19 protein-coding genes and 1 riboswitch are annotated in these 22,723 nt (G+C 46.2%); of the genes, 12 read left to right on the plus strand and 7 right to left on the minus strand.

Features of this window, described 5'->3' with window-relative positions:
* Positions 1 to 9 precede the first annotated feature (9 nt).
* Positions 10 to 624 (plus strand): urease accessory protein UreG, encoded by a 615-nt coding sequence (gene ureG, locus EV146_RS20485; protein ID WP_132010232.1) that lies wholly within the window; start codon positions 10 to 12, stop codon positions 622 to 624.
* A complete protein-coding gene (locus tag EV146_RS20490; protein WP_132010352.1) occupies positions 621 to 1,436 on the plus strand; it encodes an urease accessory protein UreD in 816 nt (271 codons plus the stop codon). The genes ureG and EV146_RS20490 overlap by 4 nt, the downstream gene beginning before the upstream one ends.
* A 174-nt stretch (positions 1,437 to 1,610) precedes the next feature.
* Here the strand turns inward: EV146_RS20490 and EV146_RS20495 are convergent, their stop codons facing one another.
* The 5 genes from EV146_RS20495 to liaG all read right to left on the minus strand — a co-directional run bounded on the left by EV146_RS20495 (position 1,611) and on the right by liaG (position 7,878).
* Complete coding sequence (locus EV146_RS20495; protein ID WP_132010234.1) at positions 1,611 to 2,531, minus strand: ketopantoate reductase family protein; 921 nt, start codon at positions 2,529 to 2,531, stop codon at positions 1,611 to 1,613.
* 274 nt (positions 2,532 to 2,805) lie between these two features.
* A complete protein-coding gene (locus EV146_RS20500) occupies positions 2,806 to 4,257 on the minus strand; it encodes a carbon starvation CstA family protein (protein WP_132010236.1) in 1,452 nt (483 codons plus the stop codon).
* A 144-nt stretch (positions 4,258 to 4,401) separates the two neighbouring features.
* Positions 4,402 to 5,136: a LytR/AlgR family response regulator transcription factor gene (locus EV146_RS20505; RefSeq protein WP_132010238.1), complete on the minus strand. Its 735-nt coding sequence runs from the start codon at positions 5,134 to 5,136 to the stop codon at positions 4,402 to 4,404.
* A 2-nt stretch (positions 5,137 to 5,138) separates the two neighbouring features.
* A complete protein-coding gene (locus tag EV146_RS20510; RefSeq protein WP_132010240.1) occupies positions 5,139 to 6,872 on the minus strand; it encodes a sensor histidine kinase in 1,734 nt (577 codons plus the stop codon).
* 145 nt (positions 6,873 to 7,017) lie between these two features.
* On the minus strand, positions 7,018 to 7,878 hold the full coding sequence (gene liaG / locus EV146_RS20515; protein ID WP_158287157.1) for a LiaG family protein: 861 nt from the start codon (positions 7,876 to 7,878) through the stop codon (positions 7,018 to 7,020).
* Positions 7,879 to 8,233: 355 nt separating this feature from the next.
* On the opposite strand from liaG, the gene EV146_RS20520 reads away from it, so the two are divergent.
* The 5 genes from EV146_RS20520 to EV146_RS20540 all read left to right on the plus strand — a co-directional run bounded on the left by EV146_RS20520 (position 8,234) and on the right by EV146_RS20540 (position 14,897).
* A complete protein-coding gene (locus EV146_RS20520) occupies positions 8,234 to 10,303 on the plus strand; it encodes a catalase (RefSeq protein WP_132010244.1) in 2,070 nt (689 codons plus the stop codon).
* Positions 10,304 to 10,322: 19 nt separating this feature from the next.
* Complete coding sequence (locus tag EV146_RS20525; protein WP_132010246.1) at positions 10,323 to 10,697, plus strand: hypothetical protein; 375 nt, start codon at positions 10,323 to 10,325, stop codon at positions 10,695 to 10,697.
* A gap of 50 nt (positions 10,698 to 10,747) precedes the next feature.
* A riboswitch (cobalamin riboswitch) is annotated at positions 10,748 to 10,947 on the plus strand.
* Positions 10,948 to 11,106: 159 nt separating this feature from the next.
* On the plus strand, positions 11,107 to 13,395 hold the full coding sequence (locus tag EV146_RS20530; RefSeq protein ID WP_132010248.1) for a ribonucleoside-diphosphate reductase subunit alpha: 2,289 nt from the start codon (positions 11,107 to 11,109) through the stop codon (positions 13,393 to 13,395).
* Positions 13,396 to 13,408: 13 nt separating this feature from the next.
* Positions 13,409 to 14,455, plus strand: coding sequence for a ribonucleotide-diphosphate reductase subunit beta (locus EV146_RS20535; RefSeq protein ID WP_132010250.1), 1,047 nt, complete (start codon positions 13,409 to 13,411; stop codon positions 14,453 to 14,455).
* Positions 14,445 to 14,897: a flavodoxin domain-containing protein gene (locus EV146_RS20540; protein ID WP_241993990.1), complete on the plus strand. Its 453-nt coding sequence runs from the start codon at positions 14,445 to 14,447 to the stop codon at positions 14,895 to 14,897. Before EV146_RS20535 ends, EV146_RS20540 begins: the two co-directional genes overlap by 11 nt.
* A gap of 67 nt (positions 14,898 to 14,964) precedes the next feature.
* Here EV146_RS20540 and EV146_RS20545 read toward each other — a convergent pair whose 3' ends face one another.
* Together EV146_RS20545 and EV146_RS20550 are read right to left on the minus strand one after the other, a co-directional pair.
* Positions 14,965 to 15,282 carry a metal-sulfur cluster assembly factor gene (locus tag EV146_RS20545; RefSeq protein WP_373566086.1) on the minus strand — a complete coding sequence of 106 codons (318 nt, stop codon included), beginning with the start codon at positions 15,280 to 15,282 and terminating at the stop codon, positions 14,965 to 14,967.
* A gap of 46 nt (positions 15,283 to 15,328) precedes the next feature.
* Positions 15,329 to 16,558: a DUF438 domain-containing protein gene (locus tag EV146_RS20550; protein WP_132010252.1), complete on the minus strand. Its 1,230-nt coding sequence runs from the start codon at positions 16,556 to 16,558 to the stop codon at positions 15,329 to 15,331.
* A 380-nt stretch (positions 16,559 to 16,938) separates the two neighbouring features.
* Between EV146_RS20550 and EV146_RS20555 the strand changes: the two genes are divergently transcribed.
* The 5 genes from EV146_RS20555 to EV146_RS20575 all read left to right on the plus strand — a co-directional run bounded on the left by EV146_RS20555 (position 16,939) and on the right by EV146_RS20575 (position 22,691).
* Positions 16,939 to 19,356 carry a heavy metal translocating P-type ATPase gene (locus EV146_RS20555; RefSeq protein WP_132010255.1) on the plus strand — a complete coding sequence of 806 codons (2,418 nt, stop codon included), beginning with the start codon at positions 16,939 to 16,941 and terminating at the stop codon, positions 19,354 to 19,356.
* A gap of 13 nt (positions 19,357 to 19,369) precedes the next feature.
* Positions 19,370 to 20,215 carry a hypothetical protein gene (locus EV146_RS20560; protein WP_132010257.1) on the plus strand — a complete coding sequence of 282 codons (846 nt, stop codon included), beginning with the start codon at positions 19,370 to 19,372 and terminating at the stop codon, positions 20,213 to 20,215.
* A 287-nt stretch (positions 20,216 to 20,502) separates the two neighbouring features.
* Positions 20,503 to 20,838, plus strand: a complete 336-nt coding sequence (locus EV146_RS20565) for a metal-sensitive transcriptional regulator (RefSeq protein ID WP_121613780.1) — start codon at positions 20,503 to 20,505, stop codon at positions 20,836 to 20,838.
* 309 nt (positions 20,839 to 21,147) lie between these two features.
* On the plus strand, positions 21,148 to 21,675 hold the full coding sequence (locus EV146_RS20570) for a TetR/AcrR family transcriptional regulator (protein WP_132010360.1): 528 nt from the start codon (positions 21,148 to 21,150) through the stop codon (positions 21,673 to 21,675).
* Between the two features lie 74 nt (positions 21,676 to 21,749).
* Entirely contained in the window at positions 21,750 to 22,691 is a 942-nt protein-coding gene (locus tag EV146_RS20575) for an NAD(P)H-binding protein (RefSeq protein WP_132010259.1), read from the plus strand.
* The last annotated feature ends 32 nt before the right edge of the window (positions 22,692 to 22,723 follow it).

Genomic DNA, 22,723 nt, shown 5'->3' on the forward strand with positions numbered 1-22,723 from the left:
GTGGGTTGAATGGAGCCAGTACGGATTGGAGTCGGAGGCCCGGTTGGTGCCGGAAAGACAATGCTAGTTGAAAAATTGACAAGGGCCCTGCACAGAGAGCTGAGCATGGCGGTTGTCACCAATGATATCTATACGAAAGAGGATGCACTGTTTTTAATGAGAAATGGTGTGTTGCCTGAGGACCGTGTCATCGGTGTGGAAACCGGGGGCTGCCCGCATACAGCCATACGCGAGGATGCCTCAATGAATTTCGCTGCCATTGATGAATTGAAAGAACTGCATCATGGCCTGGAGTTAATATTTGTTGAAAGCGGCGGTGATAATTTGGCTGCCACCTTCAGCCCGGAACTGGTTGATTTCTCGATTTATATTATCGATGTGGCACAGGGAGAGAAGATTCCGAGGAAAGGCGGACAGGGAATGATTAAATCCGACCTGTTTATTATCAATAAGACCGATCTGGCCCCTTATGTGGGAGCGTCGCTCGAGATTATGGAGCGTGATACAATTGCTGCCAGGGGAGAGAAGCCTTATATTTTTACCAATTTAAAAGATGGAACGGGACTGGATCAAGTTATTAAGTGGCTAAAAAGGAACGCTCTGTTAACCGGATTGGAGTCATGACCCATATTGGGCTCCTGGAGCTTACGGCCGCTAAGAAACACTCTAGAACGATAATTTCCTCCTGCTATTATGAGGGGGCTCTGAAAATCACCCGGCCTGTTTATCTTGAGAAGGATTCCCCCTCCATCTACCTTATCCATGTCGGAGGCGGGTATGTGGACGGAGACGTCTATCGGACCAATCTAGCCCTGGAGGAGGGGGCAGAGCTTACCGTTACAACGCAGTCCTCTACGAAGGTCTATAAAACTCCCAAACAACCAGTTTGCCAATATACTGATATCGTTTTGGGGAAGGGGAGTGTGCTGGAATATTTGCCGGACCCCCTGATTGCCTATGAAGGGGCGAGGTTCATCCAGGAAACGGATGTGACGATAAGTGAGGGATCCAGTTTTTTTTACAGCGATATTATCACCCCGGGATGGGCGGAAGATGGCCGCTTGTTCCGCTATGACTGGATTCGTTCCAAGCTGAAAGTCTTTAAAAAGGATAAGCTTGTTCTACTTGATCATCTTCTTCTTGAGCCGGATGAAGGGCTGGGCGGAATCATGCAAATGGAGGGGTATACCCATGTGGGGACCTTCCTGATTCTTCACAGCAAGGCTGATAAGAGATTTATTGATTCTATGTATGAACTATTGTCAGAGTTGAAGGGTGATGTTCAGTTTGGCCTGTCCAGACTGCCGGAAGACGGAGCGATTTTACGTATCCTTGCCCGCAGTTCAGGTTCTATTGAAACGATGATATCCTATGCTCACGAATATGCAAGAAGGGAATTGCTGGGCAAGGATTTCTTCTCATGGAGAAAGTATTGATCTTTAGCCGTTTTCCAACCTAAAAACACCGTCGCGGCCAGCGGCGATGTTTCTTTTTCCAACGCAAGGGCGGTTGTTATATCCGAAAGCACAGCCAAGGTGACCGAACCCGTGAAGGAAAGTCAGGTTCCGGTCATCAGCAGACTGGGGGAGAGGAAGACTTCAGCTATTTTGTTACGATGAACGCTGTGCTTCATAAACTTTTAGGTTGGCAAAAATTGTGCTCATAACGGGTGCGTTCAGGTGGTTCTCCTTTGCCTTCTGAAGAAGATAGCCGAAGAAGTGATCGGCTTCTGTCAGCAACCCCTTTTCCATGTCTCTTTGCAGGGAAGATTTCATGGCATAGCCTATCTGCAACAGTTTGTCCAGCTGGGTTTCCTCAATTTTATCTGCAAGAGGCGCCTTGAGCCCTCTCATGATTTTCCCCGTTTCCTGAAGCAGGGCATAAACGGTCTGCATGCCGGATTCCTGATCCCGGATTGGGCCGACAGGAGAGCGGAAAAGGGAGGTAACCCCGCTAAGAACAGAGATAAACTGGTATTTATGCCACATCTCCTGAACAATATGACTGGAAAGGCGGAAATTGGCTTTCGTTCCCTCAAAGGTTTCTTGCAGGCTACGTAACCGCTCCGTCATCTCCCCGGACCGTTCCCCAAACACCAGATCATGGACGGGACTGGTTTGGATGACCCTTCCCTGATTGTCCAGTGTTGTCTCAATGAAACACAAACCCCCAAGAACTTTTTCGGTTCCAAAGGCTTCTGTTAATTCGCCGATATGGGCAATGCCATTAAGAAGCGGCAAAATCATTGTGTTTTCGGTAACATATGGCCGGATGCCTTCAATCGCCCCAGCCAAATGGTAGGCTTTTGTTGATAAAAGGACGGCATCAAATGGATCAGCTTTCTCACCACTTAGCAGGGTTTTAGGATGGAGAGTCATATCTCCATGAACACTTTCCACTTCCAAGCCGTTTTCAGCCAGCTGCTTCCTCCTGTTTTCACGGACCAGAAAAGTCACATCAACGCCTTTCTCCAGCAAGCGGCCGCCAAAGTAGCCCCCAATCCCACCGGCACCAACCATCAATATTCTCATGTATAAAAAACCTCCTGAAATTTGCTATAACTTATCTAACTTTACTTCACTAAAGGGGGTCAGGCACCCTTTAGTGTAATGACGCGTGCCTGACCCCGTCCATGCAAAAGTGCACGCGTTTAAACTGCGTGCACTTTCCTGCTTAAAAGACGAATGGCTGCGTTTACTCTCCCCCTATGACCACGATGATAATCAGTGTGATTGATAGGAAATGGCCAGAGCACCCTTCCTATCTAAGGACTGCCTTGCGATAGTCGGGACGTGCAGCTGGGCATTAGGCGACCTTATTCCATCCGGAGATGTCTTCGTCCAGAGGAAGATTATTTGTCCGTGCTTTCTTGGCTGCAATAAAGAACAGCGCAACAAGGATGATGGAACCAATGAACCCGCCTATCCATGAAGACGTCATCGACATGCCGAATCCAATTTGGGCATTTAATATATAGGTTATGACCATGACAAGCATGAACGTGCCCGGCACAAGTGAGATCCAGTAGTTTTTCCTGGCGATATACAGGTACATAGCGCCAACAAAAAGGGCGATCACTGCGGTTGCCTGATTGGCCCAGCTGAAATATCTCCACAGAATGTTGAAGTCGATTTTTGTCAGGGCAAAAGAGATTACAAACAGCGGAGCAGCAATCCATAAGCGGCTTGAAAATTTCTTTTGGGCAATATTAAGATACTCTGCAATGATCATCCGTGCACTGCGGAAGGCTGTATCCCCGGAAGTGATTGGCAGGACAACCACGCCGAGCACGGCCAGTGTTCCGCCGATCGCACCAAGCATCATGGTCGATACTTCACTGACAATGGCTCCAGGTCCGCCCGCCGCAAGCAGTTCATTTAAACCGCCGTAGCCGTCAAACAGGCTCATCGCAGCAGCAGCCCAGATCATGGCAATGATTCCTTCTGCAATCATCATTCCGTAGAAAATCTTCCGGCCTTGCTGCTCTTTCTGAGTTGTACGTGAAATAATCGGGGTCTGTGTTGCATGGAAACCTGAAAGGGCACCACAAGTAATCGTAAAGAAAATCAGCGGAAAAATAGGTGCGTTATCAGGATGGAAATTAGTCAAGGACAGTTCCGGAATCGGAGCTCCTGTAACGATTAGACCAATTCCGACTCCAAGAGCACTTATGACAAGCAAGGCCCCGAAGTATGGATAAAGGCGGCCAATAATTTTATCAACTGGCAATAGAGTGGCCAGGATGTAGTAAATAAATATAGCTGCAACAATAATACCAAGCGCGATTTTCCCGTCCATCAAGACGTGAAGCAAGCTGGCCGGTGTTGAAACAAATACAGTTCCCACAAGCAAAAGGAGCAAAACAGCGAAAGCATTTACAACGTGCTTCATTACTTTCCCTAAAAATTTGCTTGCAAGCTCGGGCAAGTGGGCCCCGCGATTCCGAATGGAAATCATTCCTGTTAAATAATCATGAACCGCCCCGGCAAAGATGCAGCCCACCACAATCCAGATAAAAGCAACTGGTCCGTAAAGCGCTCCCATAATTGGTCCGAAAATCGGCCCGGTCCCGGCGATATTTAATAATTGAATTAATGAATTCTTAGGAGTGCTCATCGGGACATAGTCGACGCCATCGTTGTTGACATAAGCCGGAGTTGCCCTTTCTTCCTTTACCCCAAACACTTTTTCAACAAATTTGCCGTACGTAAAATAACCAATAACCAACAGGACAATCCCTGCCAAAAATGTATACATGATTTCTCCCCCTTACAAGGAAATTAAATGAATGCGTTTACATTTTTATTATAATAGACTCAAAGAATAATAGGGGCTTTTAAGATTAACAGGTAGAAAAACAAGGTTAACATGTTTTAAAACAGGATTAAGATGCGATAGAAGTTAAATTTCCAATCGCATCCTGAGTGCTTTTACATAATTCCGGCTAACCGACAGCCTTTCGTCTTCTCCTTCTATTTGAAGCTGATAGGCCCCGTTGAACCAGGGAGTAAGCCGTGTTACATAATCGAGGTTCACGACGTAGCTTTTGTGGATTCGGAAAAAATGGTAGGAGCTCAGCCTTGCTTCTAAATCTTTTAGCGGAGTTTTTGTCTCAAATTTTCCTGTTTTCGTAATGAGCTTTGTGACCTTTTCGTCCCTGTAGAGATAAAGGATTTCATTCGGATCAAGATAAAAGATTTCTCCATCAGCTTCAACGGCCAGTTTTCCTCCGGAGGACCTGCCAGCATCCGCTTCGATCACTGGATTTAGCTTTTTTTCGACTCGGTCAACTGTTTCCTTCAATTGATCCTCTTCATAAGGTTTCAATAAATAGTCAACCGCATTATAACGGAATGCTTCAGCTGCAAACTGAGGATAGGCTGTAGCAAAGACAATCAGCGGAACCTTTTTGAATTCACTTAAGGCCTTTGCTGCTTCCATTCCATTCATTTTTGGCATTTCTACATCTAAAAAAACAACATCAGGCTGAAGCTGCAAAGCTTTCATGATCGCTGCCTCTCCTGATTCGGCTTCCCCCGCAATTTGAATGGAAGGGAAGGCCCCCAGAAGATGCTTGAGCTCTTCCCGGCTATATGGTTCATCGTCAACAATAAGAGTTTTAATTCTGTCTTCCATTTTCATTCATCCCCATCATATGGAATGGAAAAGGCAATTTCCGTGCCTGTATCCTGCTGGCTTTTAATTTTTAATTCCGCATCTTCACCGAACATCATTGTGAGCCTCCTGTTTACGTTGTAAAGGGCAAGGCCTGTGCCTGTATCGGAAGGAATGGGGGATTTGCCTATCTGGCTGGCCCGCAGGCTGTCCATCCCGTGTCCATTATCTTCTACCTTTACATAGGTGGCTCGTTTGCACTTTTTAATGGTGATTTTAATTCTGCAGTCTGATTCCTTATTTTTTATCCCATGCTTGATTGCGTTTTCGACAATGGGCTGCAGGGTCAGAGGTGGAATATATTTTAACAGTGCACCAGGATCAATCTCATAAATAACCTCCAGCTTATCGGCAAATCTTGCTTCTTCAAGCTCCAAATAGGCTTTTACATGCTTTAATTCCTGCTCAAGAGAAGTCATCGTATGGGTCGTGACATTAAGGTTCTGCCGCAAGTAATGGGACAGTGAGACAAGAAGCTTTCTTGCTTTGGCCGGGTCAATCCGCACAAGGGAAACGATGGTGTTTAAGGTGTTGAACAGGAAGTGGGGGCTGATTTGGGCCTGAAGGGCTTTGATTTCCGCTTCCTTAGCCAGCTGGCGGGCTTTGTCTGCCTCGGCAATTTCCAGCTGGCTGCTCAGAAGTGAGCTAAGACCTGTGATCACTTCCATAGTGACATTTGTGATTTCTTTCTCGGTGGCAAAATAAAATTTCAACGTTCCAATCGTGGTATCCCTCTGTTTTAAAGGAGCAATCACAACGGCCCCAAGCGGGCAGCCCTCCACCCGGCAGTGAATGGATCGCTGGTTGGCAATGACGATTTCCCCCTGCTTGATCGCATCCATCGTAATCTGTGTCTGGATCAGATTCTCCGCCCGATGATGGTCATAACCCAGCCCGACATGGGCCAGGATTTCCTTTAAATCGGTCATGGCGACGGCGCTTGTTTTGATTTCATTATGAAGGATATGGCACACTGCCTTTGCTGAATCAGGATTAAGGCCGTTCCGAAGGTGGGCCAATGTTTTATCAGCAATGCGAAGTGTTTTCTGCGCCTGGATCGCCCCTGCTTTTTCCTCCTCGTTCACCACGCTTTTTATGATCAGCAGAAAAAGGGCAGAGCCAATTCCATTTGCAAGAATCATCGGCAAGCCAATGATTTCAACCAGGGTCCTTGCTTGTTCAAATGGACGGGAGATAAGCAAAATAACAAGCATCTGAAGGGTTTCGGCAAGGGCTCCAATAAAAAAGGCCGAGCTGAGCCTGACATGGTTGTTCCTGTGGAACGCTCCTGATACGATGCCGGCAATAATGGCCGCAAGCCCACAGGATAAAGCGGTGAAGCCTCCCAGGGTAAAGCGGTGGAGTCCTGCGATCAGTCCGGCGCCAATTCCGACTTTATACCCTCCCAGAAGCCCTGCCAGGACAACGCCGATCACTCTTGAGTTGGCAATTGCTTCGTCTGTTGCCAGGCCAGAAGTCCACCGGTTAAATTGAAGGCTCTCGGTATCCAGGCTCAGCCCTGTATAGGTGCCGATGATTCCGAAAAAGCCGAAAAACACGATGGCGGTAAACTGCTGCCGTTTGCTCAGTTTTTCCTGGTAAATCATATCCCGGAAAAATTGAAATCTCGTCAATATGAAGGCTATCGTGACAATAATTCCAAGCCTTTCCACCATTGTGATTAATAGTTCAAACATATGCGGCTTCTCCTTTAAAAGGCGGGGTAGGATAAAGATTGATGGACATGTTCTAATGCCATTATTTTAAAGGAAAAAAAGTAAATGGAAAAGGCAAGTGGCCCCCTTTAGCAAGTAAAGGGGGCCACGCACTTGAAGATGTGTTTCAGTGCAAGTAGATATTTCCGCTGGAGACATCCAGGTTAATTTTATGGGTGCCGGAGCCATGAGTTCCTGACAGGCGGTTTTTCCCTGAGCTTTTGTCCGTCAGCTGGAAGTCATTGTTGACGCTTCCGCTGCTCACTTTGCTGTTAAGGGTAAAGTCCGCATCATCGGGAAGGTTTAGATCGGCTTTTCCTGAGCTTACTTCAATTTCAGCAGGGCCAGTTAGTTTTTTCACTTCCAGATTCAGCTCTCCGGATGAAACCTCTGCTTCAAAAGCCCCAGTATAATCTTCGGCATGGAGACTTCCTGAACTGACTTCAAAGGATCCGAATTTGGCTGACAAGGAATTCACCTTCATAAATCCCGATGAAATATCATGTTCAACATGGTTGGCCTTGATGTTCTGGACCTCCATCCTGCCTGAGCCAACATTCAGAGATAACTTATTAAGCTGATAAGGGTCCTTTGCAGAATCACCGGCAAATTCAAGCGAACCTGATCCTACTTTTATGTTCATATCCTGGTCATAATCCTCAGGAATATAAAGTTTCAGGTCTCCTCTTTGCTTAAAGGAGAAGAATCCGAAACGCGGCCCTTTGGCTGTCACGACAATCTTATCGCCTTTTTGGTCCACCTCTACTTTTCCTTTGCCGTCATACTCTGCTTTTACATCGCTTCTTTTGTCAGGAATAATGATTGTATGGATACTTGAGGTGTTAATAGAGATTTCGTCAGTCCTTTCTGAGACGGCCGCTTCCATGGCACCGTTCCCCAGTCCAATCCAGTTTAAAATTGGCAGGCTGGATATAACAATATACAGCCCTGTGATTACTAAAAAGATTGCAAGAATTTTTTTAAACATGAACTCCACTCCCATTCTTTTAAGCCGTGCTGTTTTCCTACTACCATCATATTCCACTTGCCGTTATCCCTCAATGAACCGGAGCACGAAATTCTGCTAGGACCTGAGACCGAAGCATGATTCCGCCCTGGAGAAGAGGTTGCCTTAGCTTAATGCTTTCGGGGTGTGAAATTGAGGTGGCGCTCTTATCCAAATAATGGTTTTCTCCGTCAGATGTTGGGTAGAGGATAATAGCCTGGCAAATTGCAGGGCTGCCGCTTGGTTGTGCGAATTTTTGCTTGTATTCGTTACATACATAAAGGAATGCAATTTTTAAAGGCGGCATTGTAAAGTGATGATGGAGGGATATCAAAGAATGGAAAAAGGAAGAAACAGTGAATTTAGCAAGGACAAGCAGCTGGATGAGTTTAGAGTCGACAATGCGGGTGAAAAAACCACTACCAATCAGGGCCTCCGGATCAGCGAGGATGAACATTCATTAAAGGCCGGGGAACGCGGTCCAACCTTGATGGAGGATTTTCATTTCAGGGAAAAAATGACCCATTTTGACCATGAGCGGATTCCAGAGCGGGTCGTGCATGCACGCGGATTTGGAGCCCATGGACATTTCCAGGTGTATAAGCCCATGGCTCACCTGACAAAAGCCAGGTTCCTGCAAGACCCTTCTGTAAGGACTCCAGTCTTTGTCCGGTTTTCAACCGTGGCGGGCTCGCGGGGCTCTGGTGATACGGTAAGGGATGTCAGAGGGTTTGCCACGAAGTTTTATACAGAAGAAGGGAATTATGACCTTGTTGGCAATAATATTCCGGTTTTCTTTATTCAGGATGCAATGAAGTTTCCTGACCTGATCCATGCCGTGAAGCCGGAACCGCACAATGAAATGCCGCAGGCTGCGTCAGCTCACGATACATTCTGGGACTTTGTCGCAAATAATACGGAAACGGCACATATGATCATGTGGCATCTTTCCGACCGTGCCATACCTAGAAGCTATCGGATGATGGAAGGTTTTGGGGTCCATACCTTCAGGCTAGTTAATGAGCAGGGGGAGGCCCATTTTGTGAAATTTCACTGGAAGCCTGTGCTCGGCGTCCATTCACTTGTCTGGGATGAAGCCCAGAAAATTGCAGGGAAGGATCCTGATTTTCATCGCCGTGATCTCTATGAAGCAATTGAAATGGGGAAATATCCGGAATATGAGCTGGGCATCCAGGTCATTAAGGAAGAGAACGAGTTTAATTTTGACTTTGATATTCTTGATCCGACGAAGCTATGGCCGGAGGAAATAGTTCCCGTACAGCTGATTGGGAAAATGATTCTCAATAAAAATACAGACAATGTCTTCGCGGAAACAGAACAGGCCGCGTTTCATCCGGGCCATGTTGTGCCGGGAATTGACTTTTCCAATGACCCGCTGTTGCAAGGAAGGCTCTTCTCTTATACCGATACACAGCTCATTCGGCTTGGTGGCCCAAACTTTCATGAAATTCCCATTAACCGCAGCATCACACCTGTCCACAACAACCAGCGGGATGGCTACCACCGAATGACCATCAACAAGGGGCAGGTGAGCTATCATAAAAACTCCCTGGCCGGAAATTCACCAGAGCCTGCAGCTCCTGAAGAAGGCGGATACCAGCATTACCAGGAAAAGGTGGAAGGGAGAAAGGTCCAGAGGCGGAGCGACAGCTTTAAAGATCATTACAGCCAGGCCAAGCTTTTCTGGAACAGCATGTCGAAAGTGGAAAAGCAGCACATTATTGAGGCCTTCCGTTTCGAACTTGGAAAGGTGAAGAGCAAGGATATCCGCGCCCAGGTGGTCAATATGTTCACAAATGTCGACGGCTACCTTGCTGAGCAGGTTGCTGCCGGACTGGGTTTGGAGGCACCGCCCAACCCTGATGAAGTATCCGGAACATTTGAATCACCGGCTCTCAGTCAGGAAAATACGGTGAAGACACCAGATACAAGAAAAGTAGCCATCCTCGCAGATAACGGGTTTGCTGCTCCAGAACTCAATTTGCTGCTTGCAGCGCTGGAGGAAGCGGGGATCAGGGGAGAAATCATCAGCAGCAGCCTCGGAATGATAAAAAGTAATCAGGGGGATGAAGCAGAAGTCCAGCATACCTTCCTGACCAGCAGCTCCGTAGAATTTGATGCGGTGTTTGTTGCAGGCGGGGAAGAAAGTGCAAATCGCTTTAAGCTGAGCAAAGATGCCCTCGACTTCATCAATGAAGCCTATAAACATTACAAAGCGGTTGGGGCAGCAGGCGAGGGAGTCGAAGTGCTTCTCGCAAACGGCATCCTAGCGCCAGATTCAGACCCTGGAATTATCGCTGACAGGGACAAGGAAAAAATAAGAGACATTGCCGCCGAATTTATTCAAGCTGTCGCCCAGCACCGCCATTGGGGCCGGACAGTCTAACATAGGAGGCAAGGGTGCGGTGATGCAGCACCGCACAAAAGGGGGTCAGACCCGCAGTGCGGTAATGCAGCACAGAACAGAAGGGGGTCAGACCCGCAGTGCGGTAATGCTGCACAGAACAGAAGGGGGTCAGACCCGCAGTGCGGTAATGCAGCACCGCACAAAAGTGGGTCAGACTCGCGGTGTGGTAATGCTGCACAGAACAGAAGGGGGTCAGACCCGCAGTGCGGTAATGCTGCACAGAACAGAAGGGGGTCAGACCCGCAGTGCAGTAATGCTGCGCAGCGAAACAGGGTGCCAGACCCTCAAAGAGGGAAGCATCACAGAATTACAGGGGGCCAGCCCCCTGTCCCCCTATAAAAATTTAAATTGCTTGATTATTGGAATCAAGTAGACTATCATATCAATATATTGTGATTGATATTTTGATGGACAACTATATATGGTGTTGCCTTAAGATAAGATGCCGCTAGGCTTAATTGGGAATCTGGTTGGAATCCAGAACTGCCCCCGCAACTGTCATTGCTGACGAAATGAGCAGACCACTGTATAATGTGCTTGGAATTTTTTCAGGTGCTTATATGGGAAGGGCTCGGAGTAGGAAGACGCATGAGTCAGGAGACCTGTCTTGCTTAAGATGTTTCAGATTCTTCGGGGATTGGGAAGATGAAACGATGGCGACAGAAGACGTTTTCCTGGCTTGGCATGGTCGATTGCTGGCTGCTGTTCTTTTGATGTTATCGTTTCATCCGCTCAATTTTGGGCGGATTTTTTTATGAAATTTTATATTAGGAGGAATCATTATGAGCACCGGAGTTCATTCTGAGTATAAATATGTACTGGAAACGATCAAACAGGCAGCCGAACAATACCAGATAGACGCCAGCGGGATCATCACCCGTCTCAACAGCCTGGATTTAACTGAATTGGAAGCCAATCAGCAGGCATTGATGTATTCATTGAATCACATTGCCATGGATCAGCCGGATTGGACTTTTGTTGCGGCCCGCCTTTATCTAAATGAATTATATGGGAAGGCCTCCCAAAACCGCGGCTACAGCCCCTCTGAAAAATATGGGGACTTTTATTCTCTGATTAAAAAACTGAGTGATATAGGAATCTACTCCGGAGATTTGCTGGCTGCCTACTCGAAGGAACAGATTGACGAGCTTGGCAGGGAAATAGATTCGCAGAAAGACCAGCTTTTTAATTACATAGGCCTTTTTTTGCTGGCTGACCGATATTTGGCGAAAGACCATGAACGGAATGTCTATGAACTTCCGCAGGAGCGCTTTATGGTCATTGCCATGACGCTGATGAGAAATGAACCCGAAAGCATCAGGCAGGAGCTTGTAAAAGAGGCATACTGGGCGTTAAGCAATCTTTATATGACCGTAGCTACACCAACCTTGTCCAATGCAGGTAAAAGCTTTGGCCAGCTTTCCTCCTGCTTCATTGATACGGTTGATGATTCGCTTGACGGCATCTACCTGAATAACTGGGATATTGCCAGATTAAGCAAGGATGGCGGTGGCATTGGCATTTACTATGGGAAGGTGAGGGCGCTTGGCTCGGACATCAAGAGATTCAAAGGAACCTCGTCCGGAGTGGTTCCATGGATCAGGCTTTTGAACGATACCGCCGTCAGCGTGGACCAGCTGGGCCAGCGTCAGGGAGCTGTCGCTATATACCTTGATATTTTCCACAAGGATATCATGAATGGCTTCCTTGATTTAAAAACAAACAATGGGGACGAGCGACGGAAAGCTCATGACATATTCACCGGGGTGGCCATTCCGGATTTATTTATGGAAAGGCTGGAAGAAAAGGATGAGAACGGCCGGAGCATTGGCGAGTGGCACACATTCTGCCCGCATCAGGTTAAACAGCTAATGGGCTGGAAGGACGAAAACGGAAACCCTCTTGGTCTTGAGGATTTTTACGATGAGAGCAACCAAAGGTATTTTACCGAAAAGTATCTGGAAGCTGCCGCGAACCCGCTGTTGCCCCGCAAAACCTACCGGGCAATGGATATCATGGCCCGCATCATGGTGGCCCAGCTGGAAACAGGGACTCCATATATGTTTTACAGGGACGAAGTCAACAGGCAGAATCCCAACAAGCATCAGCTGGGAGAAGGACGCACCGCCATTTACTGCAGCAATCTTTGCACGGAGATCACACAGAATATGTCAGCTACATCCATTGTAAAAGAGTACGAGGATGAAGATGGGAACATTGTCATTGTGCGCAAGCCGGGGAACTTTGTGGTTTGCAATCTATCTTCAATTAACCTTCCGAAAGCTGTACAGGTGGAAGTGCTGGAACGGCTTATCAAGGTTCAGGTGAGAATGCTCGATAATGTAATCGACCTGAACACGATTACGGTGGGACAGGCTCAGAAAACGAACCAAAGATTCAGGGCGGTCGGCCTGGGAACCTTTGGGTGGCACCACCTTCTTGCTTTGCAAGGCATCCATTGGGAATCGGAGGAAGCTGTTGCATATGCCGACGGGCTTTATGAAGATATAGCCTACTTTACAATCCGTTCGTCCATGGAGCTCGCAAAGGAAAAAGGCGCGTACAGTGAATTTAACGGCTCAGAATGGCAGACTGGCCGTTATTTCGAGCGAAAGCAGTATCATTCAGAGAGATGGATTCAATTAAAAGAAGAGGTTGGCAGGAATGGGCTTCGCAATGGCTGGCTGATGGCTGTGGCACCAAATTCCTCCACAGCTAAAATCGGCGGTTCCACGGATGGAATCGATCCTTTGTATGCCGTTGAGTATGCAGAGGAAAAGAAGAACTTTAAATTCAAGGTAACCGCTCCGGATTTGAATCATATCACATACAATTTTTACCGAAGAGCCCGGCATGAGCTGGATCAGGCATGGAGCATCCGCCAAAATGCTGCCCGCCAGCGGCATATCGACCAGGCCATCAGTTTTAATCTTTATGTCAAGCATGATATCAAAGCAAAGGAGCTGCTGAATCTGCATCTGGAAGCCTGGAAGCAGGGCCTGAAAACAACGTATTACGTCAGAAGTACATCCCAGGCAGAAATTGAAGAATGCCAGGCATGCCACAGTTAACAGGAGGAGCAACATGGAAATGAATACACCTTTAAAAAAAATTAAATTGCTGAATCCGGATTCTCCCAATAAATCAACTGGAATTATTAACGGGGCATCGTCAGGACTATTAAACTGGAATGATATCGCCTATCCGCAGATGTATGATTTATACCAGGCCCTGCTTTCGAACTTTTGGAAGGCCCAGGAAATCAACATGCAGGATGATATTAAACAATGGGACCTGCTAAGTCCTGTCGAGCAGGATGTTTTCCTGCGAATAAACACTCAGCTTGCCTGCCTGGACAGCCTGCAGACACCAACCATGAGCCAGGTGATGGATTATGTGACCGATTCGAGCTTTAAAGCAATCTTTGCGGTAATTTCCCAGCAGGAAGCAGTCCATAACGAATCGTATTCCTATATTTTGAGTTCTCTGATCCCGCTTCGTGAGCAGAATGAACGATTCAATCAGGCTAAAATTGACCCGGTGGTGCGCAAACGGAATCAGCTGATTCTGAATGCATATGAGGAATTTCGCCAAAATCCGTCTCCTTTAAATCTTTTCAGGCTGGCTGTCAACTCGATTAATCTTGAGGGCATCTACTTTTATGCGGGTTTTGCATTCTTTTACCATCTGGCGCGACAGCAGAAAATGCTCAAGACCAGTACCATGATCAGCTATATTCAGCGGGATGAAATGCAGCATGCTTATTTCATCTCTCAGTTTATCCGCATTCTTCTTGCTGAGAATCCGGAGCTGAATACAGAAGAGAATATACAGTATGTGTACGAGACAATCGGCGAGGCTGTGAAACTGGAAAAGGAATGGGCTGGAATTGTTTTCGAAAATATTGATGGAATCGATATTGACGAATTCGGTGATTATGTGGAATATCTGGCGAATAAAAGACTCCGTCAGCTGGGTCTGCAAAACCTCTATGTGGAAAGGGACAATCCGATGCCATGGATCTATGTATTCAGCGACGAAATGATCAATGATACAAAATCGGATTTCTTCGAGCAAAAATCGCGGACCTATTCAAAGGTCACGCAGTCGAACGGATTCGATGAACTATAAATCGCTGAAAGCCGCCATCATCTATGCTTCCTCAACAGGAAACACGCTGGATTTGGCTGGCATTCTTCAAAGCTGCTTTCGGGATTTCGGGGTCGAGCCTGATTTGTACAATGCCAGGGAATTTCGGGCTGAAGGGCTGGCTGATCTGGATTTTGCGGTGGTTGCCACCTATACATGGGGCAGCGGAGAGATTCCGAAAGAAATGAAACAAGTCTATGAAGCCTTTGAACAACATGAGGTCAAGCATCTTATTACAGGAGCAGCTGGTACAGGGGATCGTTTTTATCCTTATTTCTGCGGCGCGGTGGATGAGTTTCGGGATATGCTCTTTGTGCATACCAACCTGGCGGCTACCCTGAAAATAGAATTGACTCCCCAGGACAAGGACCACGAACGATGCCGGCAGTTTGTCAAGGCACTGTTAGCAAGAATGGCAATTTAACGTGTTAAAGCAAGTGCGCGTGCCTGACCCCCTTTAGTGTGCTAAAGGGGGTCAGGCACCGTTTCATCTAGGCATGGACACCGAGGGCGATTTTGGCAAAACGGGACATTCTGTCTTTTGTCCAGGCAGGGCTCCAGACGATATCAATTTTAATTTCTTTAAGTTCTTTGATGTTGGCCGCGAGCTTCATATTGGCATCTGTCATGATTTGCGGGGCCATGGGGCAGCCCATGGACGTCATGGTCATATTGATCTGCACGTTCTTTTCTTCATCTACAACTACATCATAGACAAGGCCAAGATTGACAATGTCGATGCCCAATTCGGGATCGATTACATTCTCCAAGACTTCATAGATACGGTCAATTAATTCCTTGCTCATCATTCCTCACCTCATCCATTATTTTTAAAACTGTACGGCAGGGAGCCTGTCATGATAAAATCCTTTTCTCTCCCTGGATGGCCTGAATCGGTTCGATATTCTGGGTGAATTCCAGCGTTCCCATATACACTCCATTCCCATCCCGGACAGCAAAGTACCGGATGTATACATACTTGTCACGGAACTTGATGTAGAAATCCTCGACGTCCTTGACTCCCGCTTTGAAATCATGAAGCAGGTCCTCCACAACGTGGACGCTCTTTGGGGGATGACAGTTTTGAACGGTCCTGCCGATGACCGCTTTTGTCCGGTGGAAGATTCTTTCTTTCCCGTGGGAGAAATATCGGACCACATCGTCCTGATCGATGAAGGTAATGTCAACCGGCAAATGGTTGAGCATTAATTCCAGCTGTTGTAATGATAAAATTCCTGTCTCCAGTCTGATGAATCCTTCTGCCATGGCATCTGCTTTGATTTCAGCACGCTCCGGCTTCCAGACTCCAGCGGGGTTTGCAAGACAATAGCCGATATCACTGCCATCATGGGCAATTTTAATCCATTCATCCTCTGTTAATGTCTGCAAAGCCATGGGGAACAGGATGTTTTCCTCTTTGAAAATCATATCGCTCGTTTCCTTGATTACAAAATACAGGGCAGCACTTACGGCTTTTTTATCCCCATCATAGCTGGTCAGTTTTTCTTTTGCTCCTTTGATCGCTGCGCGAATTCCATCATCTACACCCCACATTACTTGTGTAGGACCAAGGATGCCGTATTTCTCGAGGTAAGGGAAAAGCAGATTTTCCTTGCGTGTATAATGCTTGTCGATATCCATCAACAGGTTTAAATCTTCTATTAATTTATAAATATTTTCTTCGGTGTCTTCTTTTTCGAAGTGCTCGAGATGCAGCTGCAGTTTGAAGTTGACGAGCATATCAATTTCTTTATTTTCAAGCTTGAAAGTATGAACAGGGTGGCCTGGCTGATCCTCAGGCTTATCGGAAGTATGAATCTCTTCGATCGACCCTTTAAAAATGGCTGTATGGACGGAGCATAAGCGCTGGACCTCCGAGACCGGGATTCCTTCCTCCTCCATCAGAGCCTGTTCAAGCTGGGAAATTTCTGCGACGGTAATATTGCCAACAGCCTCTTCGAATTGTGCTTTTACATGATCGACACTTTTGCCGCTGTGCAGTTCTTTGATAATTTCCTTCAGGATTTCCTGTCGGCGGGATTTTTGCTCCTGGACCAATTCACGATTATTAATGATTTCACTCATCTTGAATTTCTCCTTCTTTCTTTTGAAAATAGGAAGCGGTTTTAGGGAAAATTTCTATTTTTATACTAGCTATAGTGATTTTGTAATTGAAAAGTTTTCTCATTCACAATGTAACACATCTAAAACACCATGTTTGTGATGTAAATCACAAAGACAAAAAAACGGTGCCTGACCCCCTTTAGTCCACTAAAGAGGGTCAGGCACCGTCCGCATTGTTTTCATCTCCTGGATGAGAAGAGGGCCCTTGCTAGTCACCATTTTCATTCATTTGACTTTGGAAAAAAGCGGATAATACGCCTTGACATATACTATACAGGGGTATACTATAAGAGTATTGAGTATACCCTATGGATGTATTTTATAATTAAGGAGGTTCACTCATGGCTGGACAAACAAAGGAAGTGCAATTACCGATTTCGGGGATGACCTGTGCTGCTTGTTCTTCCCGAATTGAAAAAAGCCTTAATAAATTGGAAGGTGTCGATCAAGCTACTGTCAATCTCGCACTGGAAAAGGCTACCGTCATTTACAATCCTGATAGTACCACGGTTTTAGATATTGAAAATAAAATTAACGATCTGGGATACAGCATTGCAACTGAAAAAGCTGAACTGGATCTCATGGGAATGACCTGTGCTGCCTGTGCTACAAGGATTGAAAAAGGGCTCAACAAACTGGAGGGCGTCTCAAAGGCCACAGTAAATTTAGCTCTGGAAACAGCAAATATTGAATATAATCCGTCACAGCTGACTGTTCAGGACATGATCAGCAAGGTGGAAAACCTGGGCTATGAAGCAAAGGTTAAGCAGGACCAGGTATCTGAAGGGAGCGACCACCGTGAAAGGGCGATTGAAAAACAGAAAGGAAAATTTATTTTCTCGCTGATCCTATCCTTTCCGCTGCTTTGGGCAATGGTGAATCATTTTGAATTTACTTCATTCCTTTATCTTCCGGAAGCCTTTATGAATCCTTGGGTTCAAATGGCTCTTGCCACACCTGTCCAATTTATTGTCGGGAAACAATTCTATATTGGTGCCTATAAAGCGCTCAAGAACAAAAGTGCCAATATGGACGTCCTTGTGGCCCTCGGAACATCGGCTGCTTATTTTTACAGTGTATATTTAGCTTTTCTTTCAATTGGTTCAGGTGCGCATATGGTGGAACTGTATTTTGAAACGAGTGCTGTGCTCATTACTTTAATTCTGTTAGGAAAGCTGTTCGAAGCAAGAGCCAAAGGCCGCTCCTCTGAAGCAATAAAAAAACTGATGGGTTTACAGGCGAAAACGGCCACAGTCCTAAGGGACGGGAATGAAGAGGAGATACCGTTGGAGCAGGTCGCTGTCGGGGATGTGCTGGTAATAAAGCCTGGTGAAAAGGTCCCGGTCGATGGGGAAGTCATTGAAGGAAGGTCCGCAGTGGATGAATCCATGCTGACAGGCGAAAGTGTTCCTGTCGATAAAACTGCAGGCGATATGGTCATCGGTGCCACTATTAATAAAAACGGCTCCTTAAAAATCAGGGCCCGGAAGGTTGGAAGGGATACGGCACTTGCGCAGATCATTAAGGTGGTGGAGGAGGCCCAAGGGTCCAAAGCGCCAATTCAGAGGCTTGCCGATCAGATTTCAGGAGTCTTTGTTCCAGTCGTTGTCGGGATTGCCATCATTACTTTTTTGGTCTGGTTTTTATTCGTAAGTCCTGGCGAGTTTGCAGAAGCACTCGAGAAATTCATTGCAGTGCTCGTCATAGCCTGCCCTTGTGCTCTTGGCCTTGCAACGCCAACATCCATTATGGCGGGCTCCGGCAGGGCTGCTGAATTAGGAGTTTTGTTCAAAGGCGGGGAGCATCTCGAACTGACACACAGGATTACAACTGTAGTCCTTGATAAAACCGGTACGGTTACGAATGGAAAACCCGTATTAACCGACGTCATTGCAGAAGGAAACATAACGGAAGAGCAGCTGTTATCCTTAGTGGGCTCTGTGGAGAAACAATCTGAGCATCCTTTAGCAGAAGCCATTGTGCAAGGTATTAAAGACCGCGGCATATCTCTTTCAGACCCGGATGATTTTGAAGCAATCCCGGGATATGGAGTCAAGGCGGCTTCAGGTGGCAGAAACATCATGGTAGGCACAAGAAAGCTGATGAATCAGTCTGGAATTGACATTGCATCTGCTGCTGAAAAAATGGAAGCTCTCGAAAAGGACGGAAAAACAGCGATGCTGGTAGCTGTGGATGGCGTTTATTCCGGAATTGTCGCTGTAGCCGATACGGTCAAGGAGTCTTCAAAGGCTGCTATCAGACGTCTTAAGGATATGGGGCTCGAGGTCATCATGATGACTGGTGACAATCAGCGCACCGCAGAGGCAATTGCGGCAGAAGTTGGGGTTGATCGCGCCATCGCAGAAGTCCTCCCGGAAGGCAAAGCGGAAGAAGTGAAGAAGCTCCAGATGCAAGGGAAGCATGTTGCTATGGTCGGGGACGGCATCAATGACGCTCCGGCATTGGCAGTTGCTGATATCGGCATGGCGATTGGGACCGGTACGGATGTGGCGATGGAAGCCGCTGACATCACGCTGATGCGCGGTGATCTGAACAGCATAGCCGACGCTATCCTTATGAGTAAAAAAACCATAAGGAATATCAAACAAAATCTGTTTTGGGCGTTTGCCTATAATACACTCGGAATCCCGGTTGCGGCCTTAGGATTTCTTGCACCATGGCTTGCCGGCGCAGCAATGGCGTTCAGTTCTGTTTCGGTTGTCCTGAATGCCTTGCGCCTTCAGAGAGTGAAATTGTAAAGGAGGTCAGGGCATGAAAAAGTGGGCGATAGCAGCGATTATCTACTTAGCTGCCGTAATTGGAGCTTACCAGATATTTGACCAGTTTAACGCAAGTGATAAAGAAATCTCTGCCACAGGCGAAAATGAACATAAAAGCGGACAGCATTCCGACAGCCATGAGTCCAATGAAGGAAAGAATCAAAGCCATAGCCATAAGGCAAATACCGAGCATGTCCATAGTGAGGTCATCCCTTCTCTTTCCTATACCGATGGAAAGATTGAAATTGAGCTGCGAGACCTTGACGGGAATCCTGTCTCAAAATTAAAGGTCAACCATGAAAAACTCCTGCACTTAATCGTGGTGAATGAAGAACTCGATCAATACTACCATCTTCACCCGGAAGAGCTGGGAGGGGGACAATTCCAAATCGATAAGGACCTTCCTGAAGGCAGCTTTAAAGCGTTCGTTGATATCAAGCCGGAAGAACTAGCTTACCAGGTTTCCCCGATTTCTTTTCAATCCGGGGATGAAGCCAGCCATCACGAACACCAGAAGCCGCTTAAGCCGGATCGTGTTTTAGAAAAGACAGTCGACGGACAGAAAGCAATGCTGAAGATGAGTTCCTTTCATCCGGGAGAACCGGTGACTCTCACATTTGATCTGGGTGACGGGAAGCTTGAACCTTATCTTGGGGCTGCAGGCCATGTCGTAATACTCGATGAAACGGCGGAGAATTACCTTCATGTTCATCCTCTCAATCATAACCAGCCTGTCTTTGAAACCACTTTTAATCAGGCAGGGATTTATAAGGTCTGGGCGGAGTTCAAACAGGGTGGAAAGGTCCGGACTTTTCCGTTTGTCGTTGAAATCCAATAGAGAAACAAGGTGTCTGCGATTATACCTGATTGCAGGGAACCGAAGAAATGTTTCTTTGAAGGGTTGATGAGAAGGACGGAAAGAAACCAGTTTCAGGACATGATTTCATCCGAAAAACGCGCCAGGATGTTCCAGCTTGTATTGATTAAATAAAAGATCCATATTGAAATGGTTTTGATCAATCCATATAAGGCGGAAATGATAAAGGCACCTCCATAGCCAAATGAGTAGTTGAGTACGTTATGGGGGTATTATAAAATGTAGGGAAAGGAGGTTTTAATTTGGATATCCTCGATACCGATTTAGAAAATATTGAACAAGGTGATCACTGCGCGTCATCCGGCAGAAAAAGCCACCATTCTGATAAAACAAAGAAAAACTTAGTTACCCGGCTCAACCGGATTGAAGGCCAAATCAGGGGAATAAAGGGACTTATTGAAAAAGATACTTATTGTGATGATGTCATTACCCAAATCTCCGCAACTCAGGCTGCATTGAACAGTGTCGCAAAATTGCTGCTGGAAGGGCATATGAAGACATGCATTGTCGAACGGATTCAGGAAGGTGACCATGAAGTGGTCGATGAACTGCTTGTAACAATTCAAAAGCTGATGAAAAAATAGAAGGCAGATTAATTTAATACCACATAGAACTGGCAGCCCAAAAAGGATGAAGCAATTCCTTTCTGGGTTTTTATTTTTATTTTGAACGAAGGAGCCTGGGATTAATATTGAAAAAAGAATCAGGCAGTGTCCCTGTCAATATAAGAAATTATCTATAAGCGATATACTGGTTTTGTTTAAGGATTTGATTTTCGATAAAGTCTCGTGTTTGACAACTGGAATTAAATGTAATAATATTTAATTGAACAGTGGTCAATAGGAGGAAGAACATTGCCAAGGAAATCGGTCCAACAAGAACTGACACGTGATATGATTATGGATGCTGCAAGAACCCTGTTCGTAAACAAAGGCTATCAGCACGTATCAATGAGGCAGATAGCCAAGGAACTGGAATATAGTCATGGGGCTATCTACTATCATTTTAAAAATAAGGCAGAACTATTTTATGCCCTTGTCGAGGAGCATTTTAAAATGCTGGATCAGATCCTCGATGAAATCCTGGAGAAAGAAATAGAACCAAAGGAAAAGATAAGGGAGGTTTTGATTGGCTTCATGCAATTTGGCCTGACCCATCAAAACCATTATGAAATCATGTTTTTGACCAAGGATGAGGAAGTAAGAAATTTTCTCAGCCAGAGCCCAAATAGAAGTTATGAGAAATTTGCCCGGGCACTTTCCTTATTAAGCGAACGTAAGCTTTCCATCCAGGATATATGGTCCATCTTTATTTCGCTGCACGGGTTTGTGACGCACTACAGCCGTCATGTTACCTCATATGAAGATGTTCAGGGCATGGCGGCGGCACATGCGGATTTTCTTTTAAGGTCGATCCGCTAATTTTTTAGCCACTATTGAACAGTGGTCAATTAATTTAAAGCTTCAGACTAACGAATGATAAAGGGGGAATCAGGATGAAAAAGGCACTGGTTTTGGGTGCCTCTGGCGGAATGGGGTATTCCATTGTCAGGGAATTGTCGTACAGGGGGATGGAGGTCATCGCTTTTGCGCGGAACCGGCCTAAATTAGATAGGCTTTTTAATGATTTTCCAAATGTTCAAATCAGGACGGGGGATCTGTCGGTTATGGAGGATATCCAAATGGCTGCAAAAGGAGTGGATGTGATATTCCAGGCAGCCAATATTCCTTACGCCGAGTGGGAGGGGAACCTTGGCAGGCTCATGGAGAACATCGTCTCAGCAGCCCAGAGTCAATCAGCGAAGCTTGCCATTGTTGAAAACATCTATGCCTATGGGCGAAGCAGCGGGAACAAAGTAAAAGAAACCTTTCCAAAAAATCCCCATACAAAAAAAGGAAGAATTCGCCTGGAAATTGAGAACTTTATTAAAAAATCCGAAGTAGATGCCGTCATTGCCCACTTTCCTGATTTCTACGGGCCAAATGTAGAGAATTCGATCCTTCACTACACTCTTTCAAGTATGGTCAAAAACAAGAACGCCCTCTATGTTGGGAACCAGCAGACCCCGAGGGAATTCATTTTTACCCCGGATGGAGGAAAAGCCATTGTGAACCTGGCCATGAATGATCGGACATATGGGCAGAATTGGAATATTCCGGGACACAGCGTGATAACCGGGGAGGAGCTTATTAAGGAAATCCGTGAAATCACCCCCTGCAAAAAAAGAGTATATACCGTTTCAAAAAGCATGATCAGACTTCTTGGCCTTTTCGACAGAAACATGAGGGAAGCTGTGGAAATGTATTACCTAAACGAAGAACCGGTCGTATTGGATGGAGAAAAGTATGAGACAGCAATCGGACCACTGCCGAGAACCCCCTACAAAGACGGACTGCGCCAGACCATCCACTTCATGAGAAATCAAATTCAAAAATAGAGTGCCTGACCCCCTTTAGTTAATTAAAGGGG

It is taken from the genome of Mesobacillus foraminis, from assembly GCF_004340465.1.
GTDB lineage: Bacteria > Bacillota > Bacilli > Bacillales > Cytobacillaceae > Mesobacillus_B > Mesobacillus_B foraminis.